The sequence below is a fragment of the Lacticaseibacillus paracasei subsp. paracasei genome (genome assembly GCF_000829035.1).
GTDB classification, from domain to species: Bacteria; Bacillota; Bacilli; order Lactobacillales; family Lactobacillaceae; genus Lacticaseibacillus; species Lacticaseibacillus paracasei.
Genome location: NZ_AP012541.1, coordinates 1,157,612 through 1,181,145, shown reverse-complemented (window position 1 = coordinate 1,181,145; position 23,534 = coordinate 1,157,612). Strand labels below are relative to the sequence as shown.

The 23,534-nt window shown below is 47.0% G+C and carries 26 protein-coding genes; 2 read left to right on the top strand and 24 right to left on the bottom strand.

Annotated elements, in window-relative coordinates:
- Window positions 1-96: 96 nt before the first annotated feature.
- The 14 genes from LBPC_RS05895 to LBPC_RS05830 all read right to left on the bottom strand — a co-directional run bounded on the left by LBPC_RS05895 (window position 97) and on the right by LBPC_RS05830 (window position 13,221).
- Complete coding sequence (locus LBPC_RS05895) at window positions 97-984, bottom strand: helix-turn-helix domain-containing protein (RefSeq protein WP_003565019.1); 888 nt, start codon at window positions 982-984, stop codon at window positions 97-99.
- Between the two features lie 221 nt (window positions 985-1,205).
- On the bottom strand, window positions 1,206-1,859 hold the full coding sequence (locus tag LBPC_RS05890) for an HAD family hydrolase (protein WP_003565017.1): 654 nt from the start codon (window positions 1,857-1,859) through the stop codon (window positions 1,206-1,208).
- Window positions 1,860-1,889: 30 nt separating this feature from the next.
- Complete coding sequence (locus LBPC_RS05885; RefSeq protein WP_003569984.1) at window positions 1,890-2,858, bottom strand: DUF2785 domain-containing protein; 969 nt, start codon at window positions 2,856-2,858, stop codon at window positions 1,890-1,892.
- Window positions 2,859-2,958: 100 nt separating this feature from the next.
- On the bottom strand, window positions 2,959-3,339 hold the full coding sequence (locus LBPC_RS05880; protein WP_016376293.1) for a DUF1694 domain-containing protein: 381 nt from the start codon (window positions 3,337-3,339) through the stop codon (window positions 2,959-2,961).
- 197 nt (window positions 3,340-3,536) lie between these two features.
- Window positions 3,537-3,719: a hypothetical protein gene (locus tag LBPC_RS05875; RefSeq protein WP_003565012.1), complete on the bottom strand. Its 183-nt coding sequence runs from the start codon at window positions 3,717-3,719 to the stop codon at window positions 3,537-3,539.
- 184 nt (window positions 3,720-3,903) lie between these two features.
- Window positions 3,904-5,340: a Fe-S cluster assembly protein SufB gene (gene sufB, locus LBPC_RS05870; protein ID WP_003661154.1), complete on the bottom strand. Its 1,437-nt coding sequence runs from the start codon at window positions 5,338-5,340 to the stop codon at window positions 3,904-3,906.
- Entirely contained in the window at window positions 5,333-5,779 is a 447-nt protein-coding gene (gene sufU / locus LBPC_RS05865; RefSeq protein ID WP_003569981.1) for a Fe-S cluster assembly sulfur transfer protein SufU, read from the bottom strand. The genes sufB and sufU overlap by 8 nt, the downstream gene beginning before the upstream one ends.
- Entirely contained in the window at window positions 5,766-6,962 is a 1,197-nt protein-coding gene (locus tag LBPC_RS05860; RefSeq protein WP_003661156.1) for an aminotransferase class V-fold PLP-dependent enzyme, read from the bottom strand. Before LBPC_RS05860 ends, sufU begins: the two co-directional genes overlap by 14 nt.
- Window positions 6,955-7,986 (bottom strand): SufD family Fe-S cluster assembly protein, encoded by a 1,032-nt coding sequence (locus LBPC_RS05855; protein ID WP_003565004.1) that lies wholly within the window; start codon window positions 7,984-7,986, stop codon window positions 6,955-6,957. The genes LBPC_RS05860 and LBPC_RS05855 overlap by 8 nt, the downstream gene beginning before the upstream one ends.
- The gene (gene sufC / locus LBPC_RS05850; RefSeq protein ID WP_003565002.1) at window positions 7,979-8,746 is read right to left on the bottom strand and encodes a Fe-S cluster assembly ATPase SufC; all 768 of its coding nucleotides are present in this window, start codon (window positions 8,744-8,746) and stop codon (window positions 7,979-7,981) included. The genes LBPC_RS05855 and sufC overlap by 8 nt, the downstream gene beginning before the upstream one ends.
- 131 nt (window positions 8,747-8,877) lie before the next feature.
- The gene (locus LBPC_RS05845; protein WP_003565000.1) at window positions 8,878-9,567 is read right to left on the bottom strand and encodes a methionine ABC transporter permease; all 690 of its coding nucleotides are present in this window, start codon (window positions 9,565-9,567) and stop codon (window positions 8,878-8,880) included.
- Window positions 9,568-9,571: 4 nt separating this feature from the next.
- Window positions 9,572-10,624 (bottom strand): methionine ABC transporter ATP-binding protein, encoded by a 1,053-nt coding sequence (locus LBPC_RS05840; RefSeq protein WP_003564998.1) that lies wholly within the window; start codon window positions 10,622-10,624, stop codon window positions 9,572-9,574.
- An 18-nt stretch (window positions 10,625-10,642) separates the two neighbouring features.
- Complete coding sequence (locus LBPC_RS05835) at window positions 10,643-11,470, bottom strand: MetQ/NlpA family ABC transporter substrate-binding protein (protein WP_003661158.1); 828 nt, start codon at window positions 11,468-11,470, stop codon at window positions 10,643-10,645.
- A 920-nt stretch (window positions 11,471-12,390) separates the two neighbouring features.
- Complete coding sequence (locus LBPC_RS05830) at window positions 12,391-13,221, bottom strand: MetQ/NlpA family ABC transporter substrate-binding protein (protein WP_003578776.1); 831 nt, start codon at window positions 13,219-13,221, stop codon at window positions 12,391-12,393.
- A gap of 610 nt (window positions 13,222-13,831) precedes the next feature.
- Here LBPC_RS05830 and LBPC_RS05825 point away from each other — a divergent pair.
- Together LBPC_RS05825 and LBPC_RS05820 are read left to right on the top strand one after the other, a co-directional pair.
- A complete protein-coding gene (locus LBPC_RS05825; protein ID WP_032780996.1) occupies window positions 13,832-14,956 on the top strand; it encodes an ArgE/DapE family deacylase in 1,125 nt (374 codons plus the stop codon).
- Between the two features lie 172 nt (window positions 14,957-15,128).
- Window positions 15,129-16,373, top strand: coding sequence for an ISL3 family transposase (locus LBPC_RS05820; protein WP_041091475.1), 1,245 nt, complete (start codon window positions 15,129-15,131; stop codon window positions 16,371-16,373).
- Between the two features lie 127 nt (window positions 16,374-16,500).
- Here LBPC_RS05820 and LBPC_RS05815 read toward each other — a convergent pair whose 3' ends face one another.
- From LBPC_RS05815 to LBPC_RS05770, 10 genes are all read right to left on the bottom strand, one after another.
- A complete protein-coding gene (locus LBPC_RS05815) occupies window positions 16,501-16,800 on the bottom strand; it encodes a glycine cleavage system H family protein (protein WP_003661165.1) in 300 nt (99 codons plus the stop codon).
- 11 nt (window positions 16,801-16,811) lie between these two features.
- Window positions 16,812-18,017, bottom strand: coding sequence for an FtsW/RodA/SpoVE family cell cycle protein (locus LBPC_RS05810; protein ID WP_003564988.1), 1,206 nt, complete (start codon window positions 18,015-18,017; stop codon window positions 16,812-16,814).
- A gap of 297 nt (window positions 18,018-18,314) precedes the next feature.
- Complete coding sequence (locus LBPC_RS05805; RefSeq protein WP_003564985.1) at window positions 18,315-18,536, bottom strand: DUF2969 domain-containing protein; 222 nt, start codon at window positions 18,534-18,536, stop codon at window positions 18,315-18,317.
- Window positions 18,529-18,834 (bottom strand): membrane protein insertion efficiency factor YidD, encoded by a 306-nt coding sequence (gene yidD / locus LBPC_RS05800; protein WP_003564982.1) that lies wholly within the window; start codon window positions 18,832-18,834, stop codon window positions 18,529-18,531. The genes LBPC_RS05805 and yidD overlap by 8 nt, the downstream gene beginning before the upstream one ends.
- Before the next feature lie 9 nt (window positions 18,835-18,843).
- Window positions 18,844-19,014 carry a DNA-directed RNA polymerase subunit beta gene (locus tag LBPC_RS05795; RefSeq protein WP_003564979.1) on the bottom strand — a complete coding sequence of 57 codons (171 nt, stop codon included), beginning with the start codon at window positions 19,012-19,014 and terminating at the stop codon, window positions 18,844-18,846.
- A gap of 9 nt (window positions 19,015-19,023) precedes the next feature.
- Window positions 19,024-20,013 carry a rod shape-determining protein gene (gene mreB, locus LBPC_RS05790; protein WP_003564976.1) on the bottom strand — a complete coding sequence of 330 codons (990 nt, stop codon included), beginning with the start codon at window positions 20,011-20,013 and terminating at the stop codon, window positions 19,024-19,026.
- 64 nt (window positions 20,014-20,077) lie between these two features.
- On the bottom strand, window positions 20,078-20,314 hold the full coding sequence (locus LBPC_RS05785; RefSeq protein ID WP_003661172.1) for a DUF1146 family protein: 237 nt from the start codon (window positions 20,312-20,314) through the stop codon (window positions 20,078-20,080).
- A gap of 304 nt (window positions 20,315-20,618) precedes the next feature.
- Window positions 20,619-21,050, bottom strand: coding sequence for a F0F1 ATP synthase subunit epsilon (locus tag LBPC_RS05780; RefSeq protein WP_003564973.1), 432 nt, complete (start codon window positions 21,048-21,050; stop codon window positions 20,619-20,621).
- Window positions 21,051-21,064: 14 nt separating this feature from the next.
- Window positions 21,065-22,531 (bottom strand): F0F1 ATP synthase subunit beta, encoded by a 1,467-nt coding sequence (gene atpD / locus LBPC_RS05775; protein WP_003661174.1) that lies wholly within the window; start codon window positions 22,529-22,531, stop codon window positions 21,065-21,067.
- Window positions 22,532-22,599: 68 nt separating this feature from the next.
- Entirely contained in the window at window positions 22,600-23,526 is a 927-nt protein-coding gene (locus LBPC_RS05770) for a F0F1 ATP synthase subunit gamma (RefSeq protein ID WP_003661175.1), read from the bottom strand.
- Window positions 23,527-23,534: the final 8 nt, after the last annotated feature.

The following is a 23,534-nucleotide window of genomic DNA, read 5'->3' as shown; positions in this document are numbered from 1 at the left end:
AAAAAATAAAAAAATACCTGAGACATCTGGCTCTTAAATCAGCCGATGTTTTCAGGTATTTTTTTCGTCATAGACGGCAGCATCTATGAGGATTTTTCAAGCTGTCTCAATATTTGGTTTTTGCGAGACCATTTCTGCGACTAAGCTCGTTTCCAAAGGCGTTGAGCCTGTCACTCGGGCAAATGCGATCGCAATTTGATAACTTTTAGAGGCATCGGGGTCACCCAAAAGCTTGAGCGCCCTTGCTTGTAATGCAAACAATTCATCTAGAAGGAAAAGTTTATCGTGCTTGACTGCCTCTCGAACACCCAGATCAGTGTATTTGAGGACGGCCTTAAAGTCACTGAGTTCATAATAAATTCGGGCAATGTGCCAATAAATTGTCAACTCAACATCCAGATATTTACTGTCAGACAGTGGCACGTGTTTCAACATGCGTAACGCTTGATCAATATAGACTCGAGATCGGTCAAACGTATGCTTGGCAGCATAGGCCAATCCTAACCCCAGCGTTGCTAGAATACCAAAAAGGTCACGTTCGGAGTTAACTAACGGGCTCAGGACTCGGCCAAAGAAATAAATCGCCTCATCCGGTGCATTGTTTTTGAATAGTTCGATAATTCCTTGATAATAATAGTAGCGCTTTTGGTCATCATCATTCTTGATCTTATCCAACCGAATCTTACTCAAATTCTCCGCAGCAAGTGCATATTGGTGGTGCTGAATCTGAAAATCAATACCGGTCAACAGTTGCTGAACCCGATCATGATGCTCGACAACAATGTCATCCAGCTGAATTCCTAAACGACCAATTAATCGCATCAAAATATTCATGCTTGGCACTTTATTACGCTTCTCAATCAAGCTAATTGTAGCTTGCGTGCAAATATTTGCCGCCAGCTCGGCCTGCGATAGACCCTTCAACTTGCGATAATAACGGACCTTATCCCCCAAGATCCGCAGTGTTTGCTGCTCCTTTCGCATACTTATCACTCCCCAGTGTTTCAGTTAAGTGCATCAACATAGAATTTTGGCAAGGCTTAACCCTTAACCTAGAGTCAATTATACGGATAAGTGGTTTTAAAAGCTAATAATAACAACTGATATTTATTCAATTTTTAAAAAATATCTTTTTAGATTTTGATCTTTTGTATCTAAAAGCCACGAGATATAAATTTTATAATATAAATGCAAAATAAAAATGCTTATTGATTATAAGCATTTTTATCATCAACTATTCCCATAATATCGGTTAGTTTCTTAATCCGTTGATCTGCTGCTTGCTGATTTTGAGTGAACCGGGGATCACGTAGCGGGACTGCTAAGGTATATAGACCAGCAGCTTTTGCGGCGGCAATACCAAGCGTTGAATCTTCCACCGCGATCGCTTCCTCAGCAGCCACGTCCAGCACCTGCAGCGCTGCCAAGTAGACATCAGGTGCCGGTTTAGTGCGTGTGAAGTCGGCGCCGCTAAGCAATTGATCAAAATACTGACGCAAGCCTGTCTCTGTACACATCTTTTCGATAAAGGTCAGATCTGAGGCTGATGCAATGGCAGTTTTGATATCATGCTGCTTCAACCATTGTAAAGTTGGCCGTGCACCCGGCATTACAATCTTTGCATACGGAATCGGATGGGCCTGTTTGTAGGCCACATAACCTGCTTGAAGTTGCAGAGCATCTTTCGAAGGCGCAATGATGCGCCAAACATCGGCCATATTGCGCCCTAATAACCCAGCCAACTTGCGATCATCGGCTTCAATCCCCACCTGACGTAAATAGGCCAGGCGATTTTCTAAGGCACACGGCTCTGAGTCGACAATCACGCCATCCATATCAAAAATAATAGCCTTAATCAAAGCCGTGCTCCCTTCTATTGACCATCTGAACTAAAAAAGATCCACAATTTGCTGAATATAATCGGCAATTGGCTGTGGCAAATCAGCTCGCAGGGCCAATGCTTGCAACAATCGATTGCGGTTGTACCACCGAACCCAAAAACTGTAGGATTCTTGCGGACGAACATTCACCAAGGCGTGCTGCCAATTCTTGAGACACATCAATAAAGTTTCACTGTAAAACTTATTGACGTTGGTCAGGCTGCTCAGATACAAAGCCATGCGATGATCTTCCCCAAAAACAAGCGGTGTTTCAACGCGCCGCCAAGCTTCCACAACTGCGGCCATGAGCAAAACTTTCTCAGCTCGCGGTAAGACCCCAACTTGACTCAATTCTTCCAGCATGTTGCCAATATGTGTATAGGCATGTGCCCAGCCCTTCTTCTCAACATAACCACGGCCATCTTTTTCTAACAGAATATAAACGGCGATATTCTGAACAGTCGCCAAATAATCGGCTTTAGTCAACACGTGGTAACGATTCTGATCAGCATAGATCATGCCGCTTAGAATCATCAGCGAAAAACTGCGCAAAAAGATACCATTGTTTTGCGGTTCAAAAATATGATTGAACAAAATATCCGGTGCTTGCAGCCGCTTGAAAAGCGTTTTAATTTGCTCATTGGTGAAGGCTTCCGCCTGAAACAAATCATTGAACAGGAAGAAAACGCCTTTATCCCGAACTGCAGGGTTGGTACTTGCCAAATGTGCTACCAAAAAGTCAATCTCATCATCAGTCACGCTGGGATCACTTGTTTGCTTGATCCGCTTCTGGATAGCTCTGATTTTGACAATGGCCGTCTTGTCGTCTCTAGGTATTTTAATCGGGGTAGCAGGTTCAACTGCCACGCTCTCAATCACTTTGCCCAACATATTCGGTAATGCTGTAAAAATTTCGCCTTTATTCAGCAAATCGCGTAGTTGTTGTACTGTTCGCTGAATCGTATCAAGTTGCGTCAAAATGGACCTCCTGTAAATACGTGATTGTCGTCAGAAACTAATCGCACTTTTTGCAATGTTCAACTGGCAAACGGCTTCACAACCGGCGTGCGTCGCCAACTTATAAAAGGATGGGTTGGGCTATTTTCTGAGTCGGGTGCGCCAATACCCAGCCAAAATCGGTTTGCAAAACGCGCTTAGTCACGCGCATCCCCGGTTGATTCATAATGGTGAAAGGATAGTTGTGGGCTAGGGCCTGCATCATGTATTGATTGACCAGATTTTCGCCCATTCGGCCATTAAGAAAAATTCGATAACCAGGATAACGGGTCAACACCGCATCAAGCATGGTGGTGATTCGTGCATCGCGTAACTGCTTAATCGTAATGGCCATCGCAACTCGTTCACGAAAATTACCGAGAAAAGCTCGCTTTTCGTCTGGTTTAATCGTTGGAATCCCCAGCGCCATTGTCTTGATAAAATGTTCAAGATCCTCAGCCATGGTATACCTCCTCGCGATCATGGCACACGCAATAGCATGCAAAAAATTGAGATTCAGTTTGCAAATCAGTAATTTAATTGTAGCACCCATGACGTGTGATCGCTATCAGGCTCACGACTTGTTTTGTGGGCTCATAGCTTTTATCCTGACGCTTCTTGCAATTTGGCCAAATTAACAAGCCCCTTATTCTAGCGATTTCAATACCGCTTATTTCGATACAAACTGGCAATCTTCTTTACATAGGCCTCTGGTGCCTTTTCAATGCCTTCGTGACGATCACGATAATGCCAAATCTGCCCGATACTGATACCGGTCTGCTGAGCTATTTTTGACAATGCCGTTGATTGCAAAACCTTTCTTGCTTTATCATAGTTATCCATTTGCGGCCTCCTAGATTAGTGTGGTTTTGTTGCCGCTTCTATCATAAAACAAAAAGTTAGGCTTGCCTAATATTTTATGTCGAATAAAAAAAGCTGGCTAAACGTCTATCCGCAACCTCCAGATTGCAGATAACAATTTAGCCAGCTTTTCTTCAAAAATCGACATTAGAATAAGAAGTCGATTTCAGCCTACAGACCCATCCATTTCCATACCAATCAGACGATTCAATTCAACCGCATATTCCATCGGCAGTTCTTTAGTAAATGGCTCAACAAAACCCATGATAATCATTTCAGTGGCCTTGGCTTCAGAAATACCGCGGCTCATCAAGTAGTACAACTGTTCTTCGGAAACCTTTGATACCTTCGCTTCATGTTCCATTGACACTGTGGCATTATGGATTTCATTATAAGGAATTGTATCACTTGAACTTTTTTCATCCATCAAGATCGTGTCACATTCTACGTGGCAAAAGGCATTGTCTGCCTTTTTAGTGAAGCGAACTGTGCCGCGATAATCAACCGCGCCGCCATCTTTGGCAATCGACTTGGAGACAATCGAACTGCTGGTATTCGGCGCATTATGAATCATTCGTGCGCCATTATCCTGATCAACGCCTTCACCTGCGACCGCGATACTTAACATCGTACCGTGCGCGCCTTTACCGTCAAGATACACGCTAGGATACTTCATCGTAGTTTTACTGCCAAGGTTGCCATCAACCCACTCCATAGTGGCGTTGTCGAGTGCCTGTGCGCGTTTGGTTTCAAGTGAGAAGACATTCTTGCTCCAGTTCTGAATCGTCGTATAGCGGCAGTAAGCGTCATTTTTGACGAAAACTTCAACAACCGCCGCGTGCAAACTGTCGCTGGAATAGTTAGGAGCCGTACATCCTTCCACGTAGTTAACATGCGCGCCAGGCTCAACGATGATCAGCGTCCGCTCGAATTGACCGGTGTTCTCGGCATTAATTCGGAAGTAACTTTGAATTGGCACATCTGTCTGCACGCCTTTAGGCACATAGATAAAACTGCCGCCAGACCACACAGCACCGTTCAAAGCAGCAAATTTATTGTCGCTAGGTTTAACCAGTTTGCCAAAATAATCATGCACGAGTTCCGGATACTCTTTCAAAGCTGAGTCCATGTCCATGAAAATAATGCCGAGTTTTTCGAATTCATCCCGCATGTTATGGTAAACCACTTCAGACTCGTATTGGGCGCTGGCGCCGGCCAAATATTTACGTTCAGCCTGCGGAACGCCTAACCGATCAAACGTATTTTTAATGGCGTCAGGCACGTCATCCCAGTCGCGATAGGTTCGATCCGTCGCCTTTTGAAAATAAAGCATGTTGTCCAAGTCAAGATCGGAAAGATCCGGGCCAAAATTCGGCATTGCCAGCCTTTTGTACGTTGCATAAGCACGCAACCGATAATCGAGCATCCAGTCAGGCTCATGCTTCTCCGCAGAAATAGCGCGAACCGTTTCCTCGGTTAAGCCCCGACCTGTAGAATACACCGGCTTGATATCATCCTTAAAATCTGCTGGATTGTCTTCTGGCAAAAAGTCGATATATGCCGCGACAGTTTCATTGTTTTTAGTGTTTTTTGTCTCAGTCATGGTCTTCACCTTTCTGCGTCAAAACTTGCGCCGCTGCTTTCCATGCCAAAGTGGCACATTTGATCCGTGCAGGAAATTGGTGGACGCCCTTTAAAACCGCTGCATCGCCTAAAATATCAGCGTTTGGCACATCCCCGTTAATGATCAAATCAGAAAACGTTTCGACCATTTGTTCAATGTCTGCTGGCGTTTTGCCAATGATCTGTTCCGTCATCAGGCTAGCACTGGCTTGAGAAATCGTACAGCCACTGCCAGAGAAGGCCACGTCCGTTACCCGACCGGCATCCTCTTTGATTTGAAGATGCAAGACATCACCGCAACTTGGATTGCGAACCGTAATTTCATGGTCAAAAGCTGGCAAAACCCCGTGATGTCGCGGGTGTTGTGCTTCATCCAAAATGACCGCCCGATACATCTGGTCCAGCTTAGTCAATGCCATGGAAATACCTCCTTGCCGCCTGAACTGCCTGAATCAATCGTTCAACATCGTCAGCATTGTTGTAAACGCCGAAACTAGCACGAACCGTGGCTGGCACCCCTAGTCGCGCCATCAGCGGTTGTGCACAATGATGCCCCGCACGAACCGCAATTTGCTGCTCATCTAAGAAAGTCGCAAGATCATGCGGGTGAATCCCAGTTAAGTTAAACGACACAGTCGCCAAACTTGCTTGATTACCATACACGGTCACATCTGGAATCGCTGCCAGGCCAGCGCGTAACTGATCTGCCAATTGATGTTCGTTGTCAAATGCTGCTGCATTCACAGACTGATCAAACCACGTTAAAGCAGCGCCTAATCCGATCACGCCAGCAATGTGCGGCGTGCCAGCCTCGTACTTAATTGGGCCGTCTGCCCAAGTACTGACATCATCGCGGACTTCTGAAATCATTTCACCGCCAAACTGAATCGGCGGCATGTGCTGCAATAAATCAGCGCGGCCATAGAGGACGCCAATGCCAGTTGGGCCATAAATTTTATGCCCAGAAAATGCATAGAAATCCGCCCCCATAGCTTGAACATCAACTGCCAGATGGGCTACCGCCTGCGCGCCATCAACAACGACAACAGCACCAACTGCATGGGCTTTGGCCGCAATTTTGGCAATCGGTAACGTATCACCTGCAACATTCGTCACTTGCGCCACCGCAACCACCTTCGTCTGAGGCGTGATGGCCGCTATTAAGGCAGCAATATCCACCGTGCCATCCGGCTTTACCGGCGTCACTGTGAACGTAGCCTGCTGGCGCTTGGCTAATTGCTGCCAAGGAATGAAATTACTGTGATGCTCTGCACCTGTCACAACAATTTGTGACCCAGCCGTGACGACTTGCGGCCCATAAGCACTAGCAACCAAGTTCAAGCTATCAGTGGTCCCGCGAGTAAAAATAATCTCGTCAGCACTCGCCGCACCTAAAAAGCCGGCCACTTGTTGGCGTACGTTTTCATAAGCCTCGGTGGTGTCATAAGCCAATTTATACAAGCCACGATGAACATTGGCATTATCATTGACATAGTAATTTTGAATAGCATCTAGTAAAGCTTGCGGTTTCTGAGAAGTCGCCGCCGTATCTAGATAGACCAGCTCGGGATGAGCTTTAAAAAATGGAAATTGTTCACGCATCTTCAGCCACCAGCGTTCGATCAATCGTTGCGAAGAGTTCCTTCTTCAGTCGGACATCATCAATTTCAGCCAAGCCGCCTTCAAGGAAACCGCGAATGACCAACCGTTTCGCCAATGTCGCAGATAAACCACGGCTCATGAGATAGTAAAGCTGATCAGCATTCACACGCGTCACTGAAGCCGCATGTCCTGCGGTGACGTCATTTTCGTCAATTAACAGAATCGGATTGGCATCACCTTCCGCATGTGGCGACAACATCAAGACTCGATTTTCTTGTTGGGCATCACTGCCACGTGCACCTTTGATGATGTGACCAATCCCATTGAATAATAAATGGGCACTGCCAGTAATGACGCCACGTTGGTTAATATGCCCTACTGTGTGTTGCGCTTCATTGGTTACCGAGGTCGTGTAACTGACATGTTGACTTCCTGCCGCAAGCACACCCACGTTGACGGTTGCCTCGGCGTTTTGGCCCAATAAGCGGACATCCACCCGGTTAAGGCCGGAGTTTCGCGAAAACCCTGCCAAGGTCCAATTCAATTTAGCATTGGCACCAAGCGTGGCGGTACGGTTTGCAATCACGGTCTCAGCTGTAAAACTGTCATAACTCAGCCAGCTGACTTCGGCATCGGCATCAATAACCAACACAAGCCAAACGCCTAAAACATTGCCGCCGCTCGCCCATTTTTCCTGAATCGTGACTTTAGCGCCTTTGCCGACATGAACATAAAGCAGTCCACCCGCTTGCTTAGGACCAGTCAAGACAATCGGCTCATCACCGCTTACAAAATGGGCCGGAATATCAATCGTGGTCGCGCCTTGGGGGTGTGCAAGTAACCAAGCATCCAATGACGTGACTGGGGTGAACCGTTGAACCTCACTGGAGCCTGCTGCATAGGCAACCGATTGCGGTGCGTGTAGAATCACACGATCTAGGACGGCATCAGGCTGAAGTTTTAAATACCGAGCTAAAGGAAACTTGGGCAAGTTAGGTGCCGGTAAAGTCACTGCTTCAGCCATTTTGATCACCTACTTTAAGGTGTTCGTAGCCAGTCTTCTCCAATTCTTTAGCAAGTTCTGGGCCGCCACTTTCAATAATTCGGCCACCTTTCATCACATGCACAACATCGGGAATGATGTAATCCAATAGCCGTTGATAATGCGTAATAATCATGCTGCCAAAATCTGGTCCACGCAATAAGTTGACCCCTTTGGCAACAATCCGCAGTGCATCAATATCCAAGCCGGAATCAATTTCATCCAACAAACCAAAGTGCGGGTGAATCATCATCAACTGTAGAATTTCATTGCGTTTCTTTTCACCACCGGAAAAGCCTTGGTTCAAATAACGATCCGCCATGGATTCCGGCATTTCGAGGGTCGCCATTGTGTCGTCCAATTGCTTTAAAAAGTCGGTGATGCGAATCTGATCATCTTCTGGCCGGCGTGCATTGATCGCCGCCCGAATAAACTCGGCATTGGTAACACCTGCAATTTCTTGCGGGTACTGCATCCCTAGAAAAAGCCCGGCTCGCGCGCGTTCATCAACTGCCATGTCTAAAATAGACTGACCATCAATTAAGACATCGCCTTGAGTCACTTCATAAGCAGGATTGCCCATGATCGTCTCGGCTAATGTTGATTTTCCTGTCCCGTTCGGACCCATAATGGCATGAATCTCACCAGTCGCTAACTTTAAATTAACGCCGGTCAAAATCTCCGGATGCTCAGGTTCTGCTTTAATTTTGACATGTAAATCCTTAATCTCAAGTGTGTGCACAATGATACCCCCGACTGGAATTTGACTTTTAGTTATATCGCCATTCTACGTCATAAAAAGAACAGCGGCAAACGCGTTCAAAAAAAAGCAGAACGCTATCACGAGTTCTGCCTACAAAACGAGTTTTAAATTTAATGATGGGTTTTTCGTGCGAAGAAGTCACCGATAAATTGTACCAAGAAAACGATCGCCAGAATAAAGATTAAGGAAACGATGATGACATCGTATTGGTAACGTTGGTAACCGACCGCGATCGCCAGATTCCCAAGGCCGCCGCCCCCAACTGCACCTGCCATAGCGGTTAAGCCGATGACAGAGATGATCGTCAGGACTGAAACTCGGATGAGTTCTGACAAACCTTCGCGCAGGTAAACCCGCAACACAATGCCAAGCGGCGAAACACCCATTGCTTCAGCTGCCTCGATGACGCCAGGATCAACTGTCAATAAGGCATTTTGAACCTGCCGTGCATAAAACGGTGTGGTCCCTGCAATTAAAGGAACCAAGGCTGCAGTTGGGCCGATCCCCGTCCCGACAATGGCTCGCGTCACAGGGGTCATGATTGCCAGCAAGATGATGAATGGCACCGCCCGAAAAATGTTAACCAGTTTATCGAGGATAAAATAAAACGGTTGGTTGGCTAGTAAACCATCTTCATCGGTTAGAACCAGCAGAATCCCAATGACAATCCCGAGAATGCCGGCAACAACTGCTGTCAACACGGTCATATACAACGTTTCGTTGATTGCCTGAGTCACCCCGCCGTCACCCGACCAGATAGGCACCACGTTAGGAAAATATTTTGTAAAGAACTGTCCCATCTGTCTAGGCCTCCTTCTTTAGAATGTCTTCAATCTTGACATCCTGCTGTTTCAAATACGCGATTCCGGCTTCAACTTCATCATGGTCACCGGAAAGAACCACAATTAAGTTGCCAAACGGCGTATCCTGTAAAATCTGAATGTCACCAAACAGAATGTTCGCCGTGACATGATAGCTACTAAACAGCTTAGCCACCAGCGGTTGATCGGCTGAATCACCGACGTAGGTTAATCGTAAAAGACGATCATCCGGCCCCAGATTTTTCACGGTCGGCTGCTGCATGACAGCATCAATCGCCTGATCCAGTTGCAAAGTAGTATCAATGAAGTCTTTGGTTAACTGTTGCTGAGGATTGGAAAAGACCTGCAACAAGTCACCGCGTTCAATGATTGCCCCATCATCCATGACCGCCACACGATTACAGATCTGCTTCACAGCTTCCATCTGGTGGGTAATCAGTACAATGGTCAGGCCCAGTCGTTGATTCAGCGACTGGAGCAACTCCAGAATAGAACTGGTCGTCTTTGGATCAAGTGCACTCGTTGCTTCATCCGAAATGAGAATTTCAGGATCTGACGCTAGCGCGCGGGCAATCCCGACGCGTTGCTTTTGTCCACCTGATAATTGAGCAGGATAGGAATTAGCGCGATCAGTGAGTCCAACCAGATCGAGCAACTCCGCAACTTTCTTTTGGATCGCTTGCTTCGATTTGATTCCTTTTAATGGAAAAGCAACATTGTCAGCAATAGTTCGACTGTTCATCAGATTAAAATGCTGAAAAATCATGCCGATACGTTTGCGTTCCTTGCGCAGCTGCGCCGGCGACAAGGCCAACATATCCTGGCCTAGGACGTTGACGCTGCCGCCAGTTGGGCGCTGCAGCAAGTTGATGGTCCGAACAAGTGTGGATTTGCCGGCACCAGAGTATCCGACAATGCCATAAATATCACCGCGGTTGACCGTTAAGTCCACATGATCAACGGCATGCACCGAGCGGGTTTTGCCGTGGAACTCAACGTCCACATCTTTTAAAGTCACAACTGCTTGATCTGACATGATTGTCCCCGTTTCTAACTAAAACTTATAGTTCCAAGCCGGCAAGGTTGAACCTTTGTAAACTTTCTTCAAAAGATCAGCTGTCCGCTGTGTCTGATAGGCTTTCACGATCTTCTTATAGGTCGCATTGTCCTTGTCCTTGGCTGACTTGGCAGCAATGAAGTTCACCCAAGGCTTGGACGCCTTAGTAATCTTTTCAACTGCGATTGCGTTAGCTGGCTTCAGATTAGCGGCAGCAGCAATATCATTGTTGACAACAGCAACTGCGACATCATTCAAAGAACGGGCTGTTTGAGCGGCATCCAATTCAGTAAACTTCAGATTCAGCTTATTTTCAGTGATATCGCGAATAGTCGGTGAAGCTACACCCTTTTTCAACGTCAGCAAGCCATTTTGTGCCAACAACTGTAAAGCACGGCCTTCATTGGAAGGATCGTTTGGTACCGAGATCTGATCGCCGTTCTTAACGTCCTTCAACGACTTGATCTTGTTGGAGTAAGCGCGCATCGGGCCGATGTAGGTTGCGCCGATATCAACAATCTTGGTGTTGTGTTTCTTGTTCCAGTTATCCAAGAAATTGTGATGCTGGAAGGCGTTGAGTTGAATATCGCCATCTTCCAGTGCTTGGTTAGGCTGATTATAGTCAGTGAACTGAACAAGTTTGATCGTCACACCCTGCTTCTTCAAACGTGATTGAATATCAGTCCAAATTTCTTTATCCGTGCTCATGATGCCAACTTTAACCGTGGTATTCTTCGTTGAACTAGCCGACTTGCCACAAGCTGCTAAAACAAATACTGGTAAAATCAGTGCAAACGTGAAAATTGCCTTTTTCCAAAATTTCATGAACTTTCTCCTCCTCGTTCAGGTAAACAAATGATGTGTGCAAGCGATGAAAGCATTCAAAAAGGCTCGCCTCTAAAAACAAGTTTTAGAAGCGAGCCTAGCTCGCGGTACCATTCTAATTCGACGCCATCGCGTCCTCAATAACAGGCAATCACCTGTGTGCGGATTAAAGGCCGCCAGCCATCATCGCTTAACCACTGCTCAGCGATGCCGATCAATGAGCCATCTTCGATCCAATTAACTACCCTGCTCTCAGCTACCCAGGTTTTCTGTACAGTCTGATTAGATCTACTCACTCACGTCATTCGTTTCCCGAAATGAATTAAATCGATTTTAGACGATGATTAGGTAAAATGTCAAGATAAAGTACTCAGAGCGTGAACCAGCCCGGTTAGAAACCGGAGTATAAGTGGCCACAAGTGTGATGGCCGGGGCTTTGACCATTGCACTTGTGGTCCTTATACGCAGGTTTCTGGGCTGGTGAACGCGTTTAAATCAGAGCGTTAGCAGCCGCGTTCAGAAACCGGAGCATAAGTGGCCTCAAGCCTAAATGGCTGGGCCTTGGCCATTTAGGCTTGAGGTCCTTATGTGCAGGTTTCTGCGGCTGCGAACGCGTTTTCGCAATGCGACTGATACTTTTTCTTCAGTTTTATTCCAGTAAAGCATCTCCCGTAGTCCGAGCTGGCTACGCGGCGAGGAGGGCTGGCGACCGCGAAGCTAGAGCTGTGGGCACAGCTTTGAACTCACGCAAAGCCCGCGCGATTTCAAAGTCTGGCCTTGTTGTAGGCGGTAAACCGCCAACAACAATTTCACGGCTGAGCCCCCTCTCCGCTCCGCCAACTCTCTGCTTTCTATCCTAGAATTCAACTCGGATTACCCTCAACATTGCTTACTTATATACCAACTTTCTCAACTCACCATTAAAATTTCTGCGTCCAAGCTGGAACTTCACTGCCATGATAAAGTTTCTCAATCAAGTCAGCGATGTCTTTTGTTCGGTATGCTTTGACGATCTTCTTGTAAGTAGCATTATTTTTATCTTTCTTGTTTGCAACGAAAACGTTAATCCATGGTTGGCTTTGCTTGTCGACTTTTTCAGTATAAACAGCCTTCTTGGGATCCAGTTTGGCATCGTGTGCAACGCCAGAGTTGACGACGGAAGCGGCCACGTCTGGTAAGGAACTTGCTGTCTGGGCAGCATCAACGGCCTTCAACTGAAGATCCAATTTGTTTTCGGTCACGTCTCGCGTGGTTGGCAAGGCAACCTTTTTGTTCAGTTTGATTAAACCAGCAGTTTCAAGTAACTGTAATGCGCGGCCTTCGTTAGTCGGATCGTTAGGAAGTGCGATGGTGTCACCTTTCTTGATCTGGCTAATTTTAGTGATTTTTTTGGAATAGATCGCTAGTGGTGCAATGATGGTCTGCCCGATGCTGACTAGATCAGCCTTGTGGGTTTTGTTCCAGTTATTCAGGAAATACTGATGCTGAAACAGGTTCAAATCAATATCATGATCGCGCAAGGCGGTGTTAGGCTGATTGTAATCCGAGAACTGTACGATCTTGATCGTAATGCCCTCTTTTTTAACCTTTTTAGCAACTGCTTGCAAGACGCGATTATCCGCACCAACGACCCCGATCTTCACCGTCGTTTGCTTTTGACTACTGGACGAACTGCTGCTACTTTTACCGCACCCAACCAAGACTAATCCTAAAACAAAAATGGTTGTCAAAATTTTCCAAAACCGTTTCATGTCTTCTCCTCCTAAATACGTTCGCCAACCCATCAATCTACGCATAAGTTTCCTAGTGGCCAAAATACGGCTATCACGTCCCCGCCTATTGATGCTTCGGTTTCTTACCGAGCTGACTCGCGCTCTCTAAAATAAGTGCGTCGGCCTGCAGTCCGAGGCGCATAAACTTGCCATTGATACAAGAAGACCGAAAAAAAACTCACTTCTAACAAATTATCAATCTTTGTTAGAAGTGAGCTCTGGCCCACGGTACCATTCTAATTGACCACACAAAACGTGATCCACTCAGCGGACGAATTCATCCGGGTGCAGGATAATGGGTGTCAACCATCACAGCCTCGCAATTTGCTCGGTGTGCCGCGTGTGCCAAGCCATCTTCATTTCCGCTAGCGACCCTGCTCTCAGCTCATCAGGTTTTCTGTACTGCCTCGCGGTAACTACTCACTCAGTCCGTTTACAATCAATTTCAAGTTTGTACAAGTGAGCTTATCACAATTTTTTAACTTGTCAATCATTGAATTTTAAATCAAAAAGAGTGTAAGCTGTGCTCAACAAAACTCGCGCACAAAGTCTGCAACAGCTGACTGTCGCGACAAAGGATGGTGCAATCATGACAGAACCAATTGCCCTGCTCCAAAAGCTGATTCAAATCAATTCTGTAAATGGCAACGAGCTCGCCGTCGCCAAATTGCTGCAAGCCGAACTTGAGGCTGCCGATATTCCTACCAAGCTGATCCCCTACACAGAAGACCGCGTGAATTTAATTGCCGAATTAAACCATGGTGATCGCGTTCTCGGTTTCACTGGCCACGAAGACGTTGTGAGTCCTGGAGACGAGTCAGCCTGGACGTATCCACCTTTTTCCGGCAAAATCGTTAACAATGTCATGTATGGTCGTGGCACCGATGATATGAAAAGCGGTCTGGCCGCCATGGTGCTGGCCCTGATCGCCCTCAAACAATCCGGGTTCACTCATCCGATTCGCTTGATTGCAACGGTAGGCGAAGAATACGGTGCGATGGGCGCACGTTTGCTGACAGAGCAAGGCTATGCCGATGATCTCGCTGGCTTAGTTGTTGGTGAACCCACCACTAAAATCTTAAAATACGCACATGCTGGCACCGTGAATTACGAGATTGACAGTGAAGGCGTCTCTGTCCATAGTTCTAGGCCTGAAAAAGGCGTCAATGCCATCGATGGTCTAACAACTTTTGCCGCACTGGAACACCACACCTTTGACAAGGCGCCTGCTGACCCGGATCTCGGCCCATTTCGACATTCAATCACGGTCATCAATGGCGGCGACCAAGTCAACACCATTCCAGCCCACGCTTTCCTTCGTGGCAATCTTCGCCCGACCCCATCGGCCAATATTGAGCTGGTTGTGAAAATGCTTGAAGACTTAGTGGCACATGTCAACGCCACGACCAATGCGAAACTCACGTTGAAAGTATTGCACCGTTTTCTGCCGGTTCACTCCGATAAAACAGGCCACTTGGTAACTTCGGCAAATGCTGCCATCGCGGCGGTAACTGGTAAACCAGCTGAATTAGCCGTTGCGTTTGGAGGAACCGATGCTTCCGAGTTCATCAAATCAACTAACCATTTTGATGTGATTGTCTATGGCCCCGGTGATAACCACTTCAGTCATCAAGTGAATGAACACATCGACCTGAACAGTTACACAACGGCGATCAAAATTTATCAAGAAATTGCCAAGCGCTTCTTCGAATAAGCCGCGCTAAATCACAATGTGCCATGCAAAAAGGGGTCTACACTTTCTGGTGTTGAGAAATAATCAACACTGAACGTGTAGGCCCTTTTTGGATAACGCAAAAAGACACCTACTCAGTGTCCATGCTATGCTTGTTAGCGTCGAAACCAAAAGCAAGCGAGGTTATGAGTAAATGTCCCAATACGATCCTACACTGTCCGTCCTTGGAATACCAGACCATAATATCAAAGTTGCCTTTGTTCGTCATGAATATCGCGGCAACGGGGTACGTCGCCGCCAGTATCATGTGATTGATGCCGAGCTGACTTACCGGTTAACCCGGTGCCCACTGTGTGGCTTTGAGGCCTTGCACCCTAACGGGTTTTATACGGCCCACGTGCGCGTCCTCAATGGGGTTGAAATGCCGACAGTCATTGACTTGCACAAGCAACGATGGCGCTGTCATAACTGTTACCACACAGTCAGTGCCAAGACGCCACTCGTGCAACCCAACCACACGATCGCCACTCACATGACAGAGCGAATCATGAAGTTAGCGCATGAACGGTTGCCAGTCAAAACCATCGCCCGTATTATCGGAATCTCAGCTTCCTCGGTTCAACGGATCATTGACCAAAATCTCAAACTCCGACCGGCTCGCCGGCTACCCACGCGACTCTGCTTTGATGAGTTCCGTTCCACTCATGGCATGATGTCGTTTATCTGTCTTGATGCCGATTCACATCGTCTAATTGCCTTGCTTGGTGATCGATTCAACCGCACGATTAAAAACTTTTTCATCGCTCATTATTCACTCGCTGAACGCACTCGGGTCCAGACGGTCACCATGGACATGAACGCAGCTTATCAGACGATTATTCATGAGGTTTTCCCCAAGGCCCAAGTCGTCATTGATCGGTTCCATATCATTCAACTTGCGGCTCGTGCCCTTGATCAGGTACGCGTCCAAGCGCTCAAACAGCTTGATGACAAACACAGCCGTCCTTATAAGATCATGAAGACAAACTGGCGGCTTTTTCATCAAACTGCGCCTGACGCTAAACACAAACAGTTCCTGTTTGGTTTGAATGAATACGTCACGCAACAGGAGGCCATCGATATCGCACTTGATACTGAGCCCAAGCTCAAGCAAACCTACGAGACCTACTTAGCGCTTCATGATGCTTTGATGGTGAAGAAACATCCCGCGGAACTGGCAAACCTGTTAGCTACTTACGAGCCAAACGGTACGGCAATGGACATGACGATCGCGACGCTTAAGCGACACAAAGTCGCTGTTCTCGCCGCTGTCACCAGCCCTTATTCCAACGGTCCGATCGAAGGGGTTAACCGCCTCATCAAGTCACTCAAACGATCCTGTTTTGGCTTCAAGAATCAGCTGAACTTCTTCAAACGAATCTACCAAATCACGGCATAACATGACAAAGACGGCTCCCCAAATGGAGAACCGCCTCAAATGATAAATTTATTCTTCAACACCAGTTGACGTAGAGCCGCAAAAAGCCGACCGTCATTTTAAAAATGCGGGTCGGCTTTTTGATTAGCTATTTGGTTGAAACTGTCACAACCCAGTTTTGGTTATGATCGGTTTCGTCTAACAAAGCTGGTTTATCACTCAATTCCTGATGCACGTCCACAATTGTTCCTGCTAACGGTGCCTCAAGATCTAACACGGCTTTTTCGGCTTCAACACTTAAAAAAGGTTTGCCGGTGGTAAGGCTCGCGCCAATTGTTGGCAAATCAACATACTTGATTTTGCCTAACGTTTCTTGAGCCTCTTGGGTCAAGCCGAGACGAATTTGCCCGGAAGCCAGTTCATCTTGCCAAAAATAAGTTGTTGCCATTTTGCTCTCCCCTATTCAAAATCTTCTGTGTCGCGACTGAACATGTAGCTCGTATGATGGTAGCGCATCGACAAGACCATCCCGACTGATAACATATTAGCCAACAAGAATGAACCACCTTGTGAAATAAATGGTAGCGGAATCCCCGTCAATGGTAGTAACCCGATGTTCATGCCGATGTTTTCAAATACATGGAATAGGATCATCATGATGACACCAGTCGAGATGTAAGCATAAAACTCATTTTTTGTGTCAAACGTGACCCTAATCATTTGGTAGATCAACATAAAGTATAACAGAATCAAAACCGCAGCACCTACAAAACCGAAAGCTTCGCCAATCACGGAAAAGATCATATCCGATTCTCGGACTGGGACAGGCACTGCAATGTGCATTGGCCCTTTCCCAGTCAATTGACCAGAACCGATAGCCTTCATCGATTGCCACAGCTGGTAACTGTCGCCAGTTGTACTACCAGAAGGGTTTAACCACGAATCAATTCGGGCAAATTGATATGTTTTAAAGCCGATACTACCAAGAATAGATCGACCCCATGTCTGCGTCACTAACAGAATGCCAACTGTCCCGATAATGCCAGCCACAAGTGCAATCGGCACGAGAATGCGCCAATTAATCCCGGCAACCAAGGTAACACCAGCGAAAATCGCCAGAAAAACAAGTGTCGTCCCAAAGTCATTTTGAAATTTCATGAGGACTGCTATCGGTAATGTCCACAAAACCATCCGGCCAATTAACTGCCAATCGTGTTGAATGGTATGTGAAAAAGCAGCATTGTGTTGGGTCACAACGCGACTCAACATCAAAATATAGGCAGGTTTCATCACTTCTGACGGCTGAAAACTGATCGGGCCAAGGGCAAACCAGCTTTTCGCACCTGTACTGGCTTCTGTGTTGCGGTCATAAAAAATCAATACCGCAATCATCAGAAAAATGCCAATCCCGTATAAATAAGGGGCAATGCGCCAAAGCTGCTCCGCATCAAATCGCATAACGAAGAAGATGCCGATACCGCCAATCACATACCACGCCGCCTGCATAACCGTGGCACGAACAGGATTCTGTAGCGTAGAAGTATCATGAGCGGTGGCCAGATAGATGGACACAAGCCCGATCAAAGCCAGTAACATGACTGACAGGATGATGCCATAATCAATCCGATCACCCTCTGAGTTTGATTTGATTTCGTGTGACTCCACGGGCTGCCCTCCTTTAAACACGTTCACTGACGCAGAAACGTGCACATAACAGCCTTGAAACTAAAGGGTCAAAACCCAACAGGTCGTCTCAAGGTCGCCTATGTCCCGGTTTCTGAACGTGCCAGTTCACGCTCTTGCCTAAGCGCGTTGGTTCACGTTTCGTTCTTAAAATGCCTTCGATTTTCGCAAAAGCATATTCTTTACTAGCTAAACGTTGATGATAAAACCGTTCAAATACCGATTTACCTCTAAAATCACGGAGCACTGGATGTTGCGATGCGCGCTGCCAGAGTTGTTTCAGCCTTGATGTAAATGGTATTCGGCAATCAACGCATTAACTGCGGCATCCAGTGTTTTGAACCGGTTAGGCTTAGTCGAGCCAGCTACAAATGCTGAAAATCGCGTGCCGTCCGGTTCAATAAAGCCAATCTCCCGGTCACCGATTTTTAAAACCGAAACTGTATGACCATTTCGAGTTTCATCTGCCTGTGTGACCTTGATATTTCTTTCCTTAGCCATGACGGCCTCCTAGCTTATGATTGAGATTTTGAATGTCACTAAGATCCAAGTCATTTTCGGGATGCGGATTACGCCGCAAAGTGAAAAAAGCTGGCACTGGATCAAGCCCGCCTTTAACAAAGGGGTTGCACCGTAAAATCCGGGCAATCCCCATTAAGGAACCTTTGATGGCGCCATGTTTCTGCAACGCCTGAATCATGTAGGTTGAGCATGTCGGATAATATCGGCAGCTCGGCGGCAGCAACGGGGAAATGAAGCGCTGGTAGCCCCGCACTAACCATGTCAGAACCTGTTTCATGAAACGCTCCTAACGCAGAAACTTAAAGAAGTGCACCCATGTTGATGGTAGGAACAACTTAAGCGGATTACCTTCCCCAAGAGCAAAGCCAATCAATAAGCCCAATATCAGTGCGATTAAGGCTATCATCAGCCAAATTTTAATGATGTGGAAGATGCGTTTAGGATATTGTGAGTCCATAGCTCGCTCCTAGTACTGGCGATGGTGTTCAATATTATCGAGTAAAACACCGGTCCCAAGTGCAACTGCATCTAAAGGATCGTCCGCCAACAACACTGGCACTTTCAACTCTGCAGCAAAAAGTTGTGAAATACCTTTAAGCAAGGCGCCGCCGCCTGTCAGCATAATCCCACGATCAATGATATCCGCAGACAATTCCGGTGGGGTCTTTTCAAGCACACCTTTTGCGCCTTCAATGATCGCCATCATCGTCTCATGTAAAGCTTCAGCAACTTCAACAGATGTCACCGAAACTTCGCGTGGCAAACCAGTCGCAATATCACGGCCACGGACTTCAATCGTTTCTTTCTCATCGGCTTCGTAAACGGCACCAATCTTGATTTTGATCTGTTCCGCGGTATGCTCACCAATAATTAACTTATGCTTGTTCTTCACGTAGGCAGCAATGGAGGCATCCATTTTGTCACCTGCCAAGCGCAGTGAACGACTCGTGACGATTTCGCCTAAGGATAAGACAGCAATATCACTCGTCCCACCGCCAATATCAATAACCATATTGCCTTGTGGTTGGAAAATATCCAATCCCGCTCCAACAGCCGCTACTTTTGGCTCGAACTCCAAGTAAACATGGCGGCCGCCAGACTTTTCAGCTGCCTGAATAATCGCTTTCTGTTCAATATCCGTAATATTGGTTGGTGCACAAATCAGAATATTAGGCTTTGAAAAAACACCTTTTACATTTAGTTTATTGATAAAATATTCAAGCATTGCTTCGGTAATGTCAAAGTCAGCGATGACGCCATCCTTTAACGGCCGGATCGACCGAATATTACCCGGTGTCCGTCCAACCATTTTATAGGCTTCTGTCCCCACCGCCAGCACTTTGCCGGTATGGGTATCAATGGCGACAACGGAGGGCTCATTTAAGACGATGCCTTTGCCTTTTACATTGATCAGCACATTGGCCGTCCCTAAGTCGATCCCAATATCTTTTGCCATGGGTATATATCTCTCCTCGTAAATTGACTAACTATCGCATTATACCATAGTTAAGACGAGGTTTTTACAGGAAAAGTTTAGGTAAGTTTAAAGCTGCTTGTAAGAGTGATAGAAAGAACGAACTGACTAAGAATCCTAGCGCAACCGCAATGAAGAGTAACAAGACCTGTTCCTCACGAACATGGTTGGCTTTGATGAACTGTTCAAAGCGCAAGGCATTGAGTGCACGGAACGCGAGCATGATGAAAACAAAATGCGACACGATTGTAATCGCGCCGTTTAAACCGATTGTCTGAAACATATGATCACCTCATGACGTATCTTCCCGCAGAACACGATAAGACGCAAGCAGAGCGTGAACAGGCGCGGTTAGAAACCGGAGCATAAGGGCCTTGAATCTAAATGGCTGGGCTCTGGCCATTTAGGTTCAAGGCCCTTATGTGTAGGTTTCTGCGCCTGTGAACGCGTTTCAGCAAGAGCGTGAACCAGCCCGGTTAGAAACCGGAAAATAAGCGGTCTTGATTGCAGGTTTTGCTAGCTTTCATCAAGCAGCAAACAAGCAAAAAGCAGTCCTCTCCAAGTTGGGAGAGAACTGCTTTTCATGTTTAATGACTGGTCTTGACGTTAATTCGGTTGATGGCCCGTCGCAGTGCGACTTGTGCCCGCCGAAGATCGTCTTGATTATGATCATTCTTTGCTTGAGCAATGCGCTTTTGAGCACGATCGCGCGCAGCTTGCGCACGACTGAGATCAATATCACGCTCACGCTCGGCAGAATCGGCGACGATGGAAGCAACATTTTCTGATACTTCCATAAAACCGCCGTTAACCGCAATTGAATCGTTGTGATCACTGGCGTCAACACGTTGCACGTCAACCTCACCGATCTCAAGTGGTGTCACGATTGGTTCGTGATTAGCCATAATACCCAATTCGCCTGCGACAGAATGAACAACTAACATCCTGGCGTGATGATCGTATACTAACCCATCAGGCGTCACGATGTTGACCCGAAGAACGTTGCTCGTTTCAGCCAAAACGCGTCGCCTCCTTAGTTAGCTGCAGCTTGTGCAGCCGGCTTTTCGTCAGCATCCGTATTCTGATCGTCAGGAGCAAAGCCCATCTTCTTAGCCTTTTCGACAACTTCTTCGATGCGACCGACCGAACGGAAGGCATCTTCAGGGTAATCGTCGTATTTGCCATCCAAGATAGCTTTAAAGCCTTTAACCGTTTCTTCAACCGGCACATATGAACCTGGCTGGCCAGTGAACCGTTCCGCAACGTTAAAGTTTTGTGACAAGAAGAACTGAATCCGGCGAGCACGGGCCACAACGACCTTTTCTTCGTCAGACAATTCATCCATCCCCAAAATAGAGATGATATCTTGTAACTCACGATACCGCTGCAAAACTTGTTGCACTTCGGTAGCGACTTTATAATGTTCATCACCGACAATTTCCGGCGTCAATGCACTAGAAGATGATTCCAGCGGATCAACGGCGGGATAAATCCCTTGCTCAGTCAGACGCCGTTCCAAGTTGGTCGTTGCATCCAAATGCGCAAAAGTCGTTGCCGGTGCAGGGTCAGTGTAGTCATCAGCAGGCACATAAATTGCCTGAATCGATGTAACTGAACCTTTTTTAGTCGATGTAATCCGTTCCTGCAACTGACCCATTTCTGTTGCCAGCGTTGGCTGATAACCAACAGCTGATGGAATCCGGCCAAGTAAAGCAGAAACTTCGGAACCGGCCTGAGTGAACCGGAAAATGTTGTCGATAAACAGCAGGACATCCTGACCTTCAACATCACGGAAGTATTCCGCGATCGTCAATCCGGTCAAGGCAACCCGCATCCGGGCACCAGGCGGCTCGTTCATCTGACCAAAGACCATGGCTGTATTCTCCAGAACGCCACTTTCCTTCATTTCGAAGTAAAGGTCGTTCCCTTCACGGGTTCGTTCGCCGACCCCAGTGAAAACGGAGATGCCGCCGTGTTCCTCGGCAATATTATGAATCAGTTCCTGAATCAAAACGGTTTTGCCGACACCAGCACCGCCGAAGAGTCCGACCTTCCCACCACGCAGGTAAGGTTCGAGCAAATCGATGACTTTGATGCCAGTTTCCAAGATTTCTGAACTGGTATTCAAATCTTCGAATTTTGGCGCATCACGATGGATGCTGTCGCGCCGATGATCCGGTCCAAAGGCTTCACCGCCATCGATGGAGTCGCCCAACACATTGAACACCCGACCCAGTGTGTCTTTTCCGACAGGGACTGAGATCGGACCGCCAGTATCTTGAACCGCCATGTTGCGTTGCAGACCATCGGTGGAATCCATCGCAATAGTCCGCATCACGCCATCACCAAGTTCCAATGCAACTTCCAGCACAAGCTGGGAGCCATCCTTCTTGGCAACGGTCAAGGCGTTATTGATTTCTGGCAGATCGCCATTGATTGGGAAGGCTACGTCGACAACAGGACCGATCACTTGCGCGATTTTACCAGTTGAATTTGGCATTTTCGTCCTCCTGTTGTAAATTGAGCGCGAGCTGGTGCGTTTAAGAACCAACACCAGCGGGCGCGTGATTATTCTAGTGCTGCCGCACCACCGACGATCTCAGTGATCTCTGTGGTGATCGCAGCTTGTCGGGCCCGGTTATATTGGGTCGACAGATGTGAGATCAGGTCATTGGCATTATCAGTTGCGCTACGCATAGCAGTGGTCGAAGCGGCATGTTCAGCCGTTTTGGCATCCATAATCGCGCCGAAAATCAGACTTTCCGCATATTGCGGCAAAACTGATTCCAAAACCGAGTCAAGATCTGGTTCAATCAGATACTCAACATTGGTATCGGCCACTTCACTGACATCCAAATCACTGATCGGCAACATTTTCTCTGCACGGAAAGCAGAGGTCAAAGTGTTGACGTGATGGTTGTAACAAACGTAAAGTTCATCAAACACACCATTGTCAAACATCGTCACAGCTGTTTTTACGATTTCCCGAACTTCATTAAAAGTCGGAATGTCAGAAACACCGCGATATTCATAAGCCAGATTCAGGCCGCGTGCTTTGAAGAAATCAGCACCGACACCACCGATGGCCATCATGACGTAATCGTCAGGACTTTCATGGTCATCTTTGATCATCTGCATCATGGCTTTTAAAACCGTGCTGTTGTAACTGCCAACCAGCCCGCGATCACTTGTGATCACGAGATAGCCGGTTTTCTTCACCGGCCGCTTCTGAAGCAGGCTAGCAACGGAGATGACCTGACTCTTGTCGCCCGAATCGGTATCACTTTCTGTAGCGTTGGCTAACTCAAGAAGCTGCCCAGCAGCCAAATGGGTCACAATCTGGCGAACCTTATCAGAATAAATCTGATACTTTTTAGCCCGCTTTTCGATCTGACTTAACTTGGCCCCAGAAACCATCTGCATGGCTTGCGTGATCTGACCGGTTTTCTTGGTCGATGCGATCTTGCGCTTAATGTCCATTAATGATTCAGCCATGCGGCACC

What these genes read in the sequence shown, in the direction of transcription:
- mreB (WP_003564976.1), bottom strand. Translation starts at nt 20,013, where the DNA reads ATGGCAAAAGATATTGGGATCGACTTAGGGACGGCCAATGTGCTGATC.
- LBPC_RS05860 (WP_003661156.1), bottom strand. Translation starts at nt 6,962, where the DNA reads ATGCGTGAACAATTTCCATTTTTTAAAGCTCATCCCGAGCTGGTCTAT.
- LBPC_RS05830 (WP_003578776.1), bottom strand. Translation starts at nt 13,221, where the DNA reads ATGAAACGGTTTTGGAAAATTTTGACAACCATTTTTGTTTTAGGATTA.
- sufU (WP_003569981.1), bottom strand. Translation starts at nt 5,779, where the DNA reads ATGGCATTGACTAAGCTGGACCAGATGTATCGGGCGGTCATTTTGGAT.
- LBPC_RS05770 (WP_003661175.1), bottom strand. Translation starts at nt 23,526, where the DNA reads ATGGCTGAATCATTAATGGACATTAAGCGCAAGATCGCATCGACCAAG.
- LBPC_RS05815 (WP_003661165.1), bottom strand. Translation starts at nt 16,800, where the DNA reads ATGGCAACAACTTATTTTTGGCAAGATGAACTGGCTTCCGGGCAAATT.
- yidD (WP_003564982.1), bottom strand. Translation starts at nt 18,834, where the DNA reads ATGAAACAGGTTCTGACATGGTTAGTGCGGGGCTACCAGCGCTTCATT.
- atpD (WP_003661174.1), bottom strand. Translation starts at nt 22,531, where the DNA reads ATGCCAAATTCAACTGGTAAAATCGCGCAAGTGATCGGTCCTGTTGTC.
- LBPC_RS05855 (WP_003565004.1), bottom strand. Translation starts at nt 7,986, where the DNA reads ATGGCTGAAGCAGTGACTTTACCGGCACCTAACTTGCCCAAGTTTCCT.
- LBPC_RS05845 (WP_003565000.1), bottom strand. Translation starts at nt 9,567, where the DNA reads ATGGGACAGTTCTTTACAAAATATTTTCCTAACGTGGTGCCTATCTGG.
- LBPC_RS05875 (WP_003565012.1), bottom strand. Translation starts at nt 3,719, where the DNA reads ATGGATAACTATGATAAAGCAAGAAAGGTTTTGCAATCAACGGCATTG.
- LBPC_RS05825 (WP_032780996.1), top strand. Translation starts at nt 13,832, where the DNA reads ATGACAGAACCAATTGCCCTGCTCCAAAAGCTGATTCAAATCAATTCT.
- sufB (WP_003661154.1), bottom strand. Translation starts at nt 5,340, where the DNA reads ATGACTGAGACAAAAAACACTAAAAACAATGAAACTGTCGCGGCATAT.
- LBPC_RS05895 (WP_003565019.1), bottom strand. Translation starts at nt 984, where the DNA reads ATGCGAAAGGAGCAGCAAACACTGCGGATCTTGGGGGATAAGGTCCGT.
- LBPC_RS05785 (WP_003661172.1), bottom strand. Translation starts at nt 20,314, where the DNA reads ATGTTTCAGACAATCGGTTTAAACGGCGCGATTACAATCGTGTCGCAT.
- LBPC_RS05840 (WP_003564998.1), bottom strand. Translation starts at nt 10,624, where the DNA reads ATGTCAGATCAAGCAGTTGTGACTTTAAAAGATGTGGACGTTGAGTTC.
- LBPC_RS05820 (WP_041091475.1), top strand. Translation starts at nt 15,129, where the DNA reads ATGTCCCAATACGATCCTACACTGTCCGTCCTTGGAATACCAGACCAT.
- LBPC_RS05880 (WP_016376293.1), bottom strand. Translation starts at nt 3,339, where the DNA reads ATGGCTGAGGATCTTGAACATTTTATCAAGACAATGGCGCTGGGGATT.
- LBPC_RS05795 (WP_003564979.1), bottom strand. Translation starts at nt 19,014, where the DNA reads ATGGACTCACAATATCCTAAACGCATCTTCCACATCATTAAAATTTGG.
- LBPC_RS05835 (WP_003661158.1), bottom strand. Translation starts at nt 11,470, where the DNA reads ATGAAATTTTGGAAAAAGGCAATTTTCACGTTTGCACTGATTTTACCA.
- LBPC_RS05805 (WP_003564985.1), bottom strand. Translation starts at nt 18,536, where the DNA reads ATGGCTAAGGAAAGAAATATCAAGGTCACACAGGCAGATGAAACTCGA.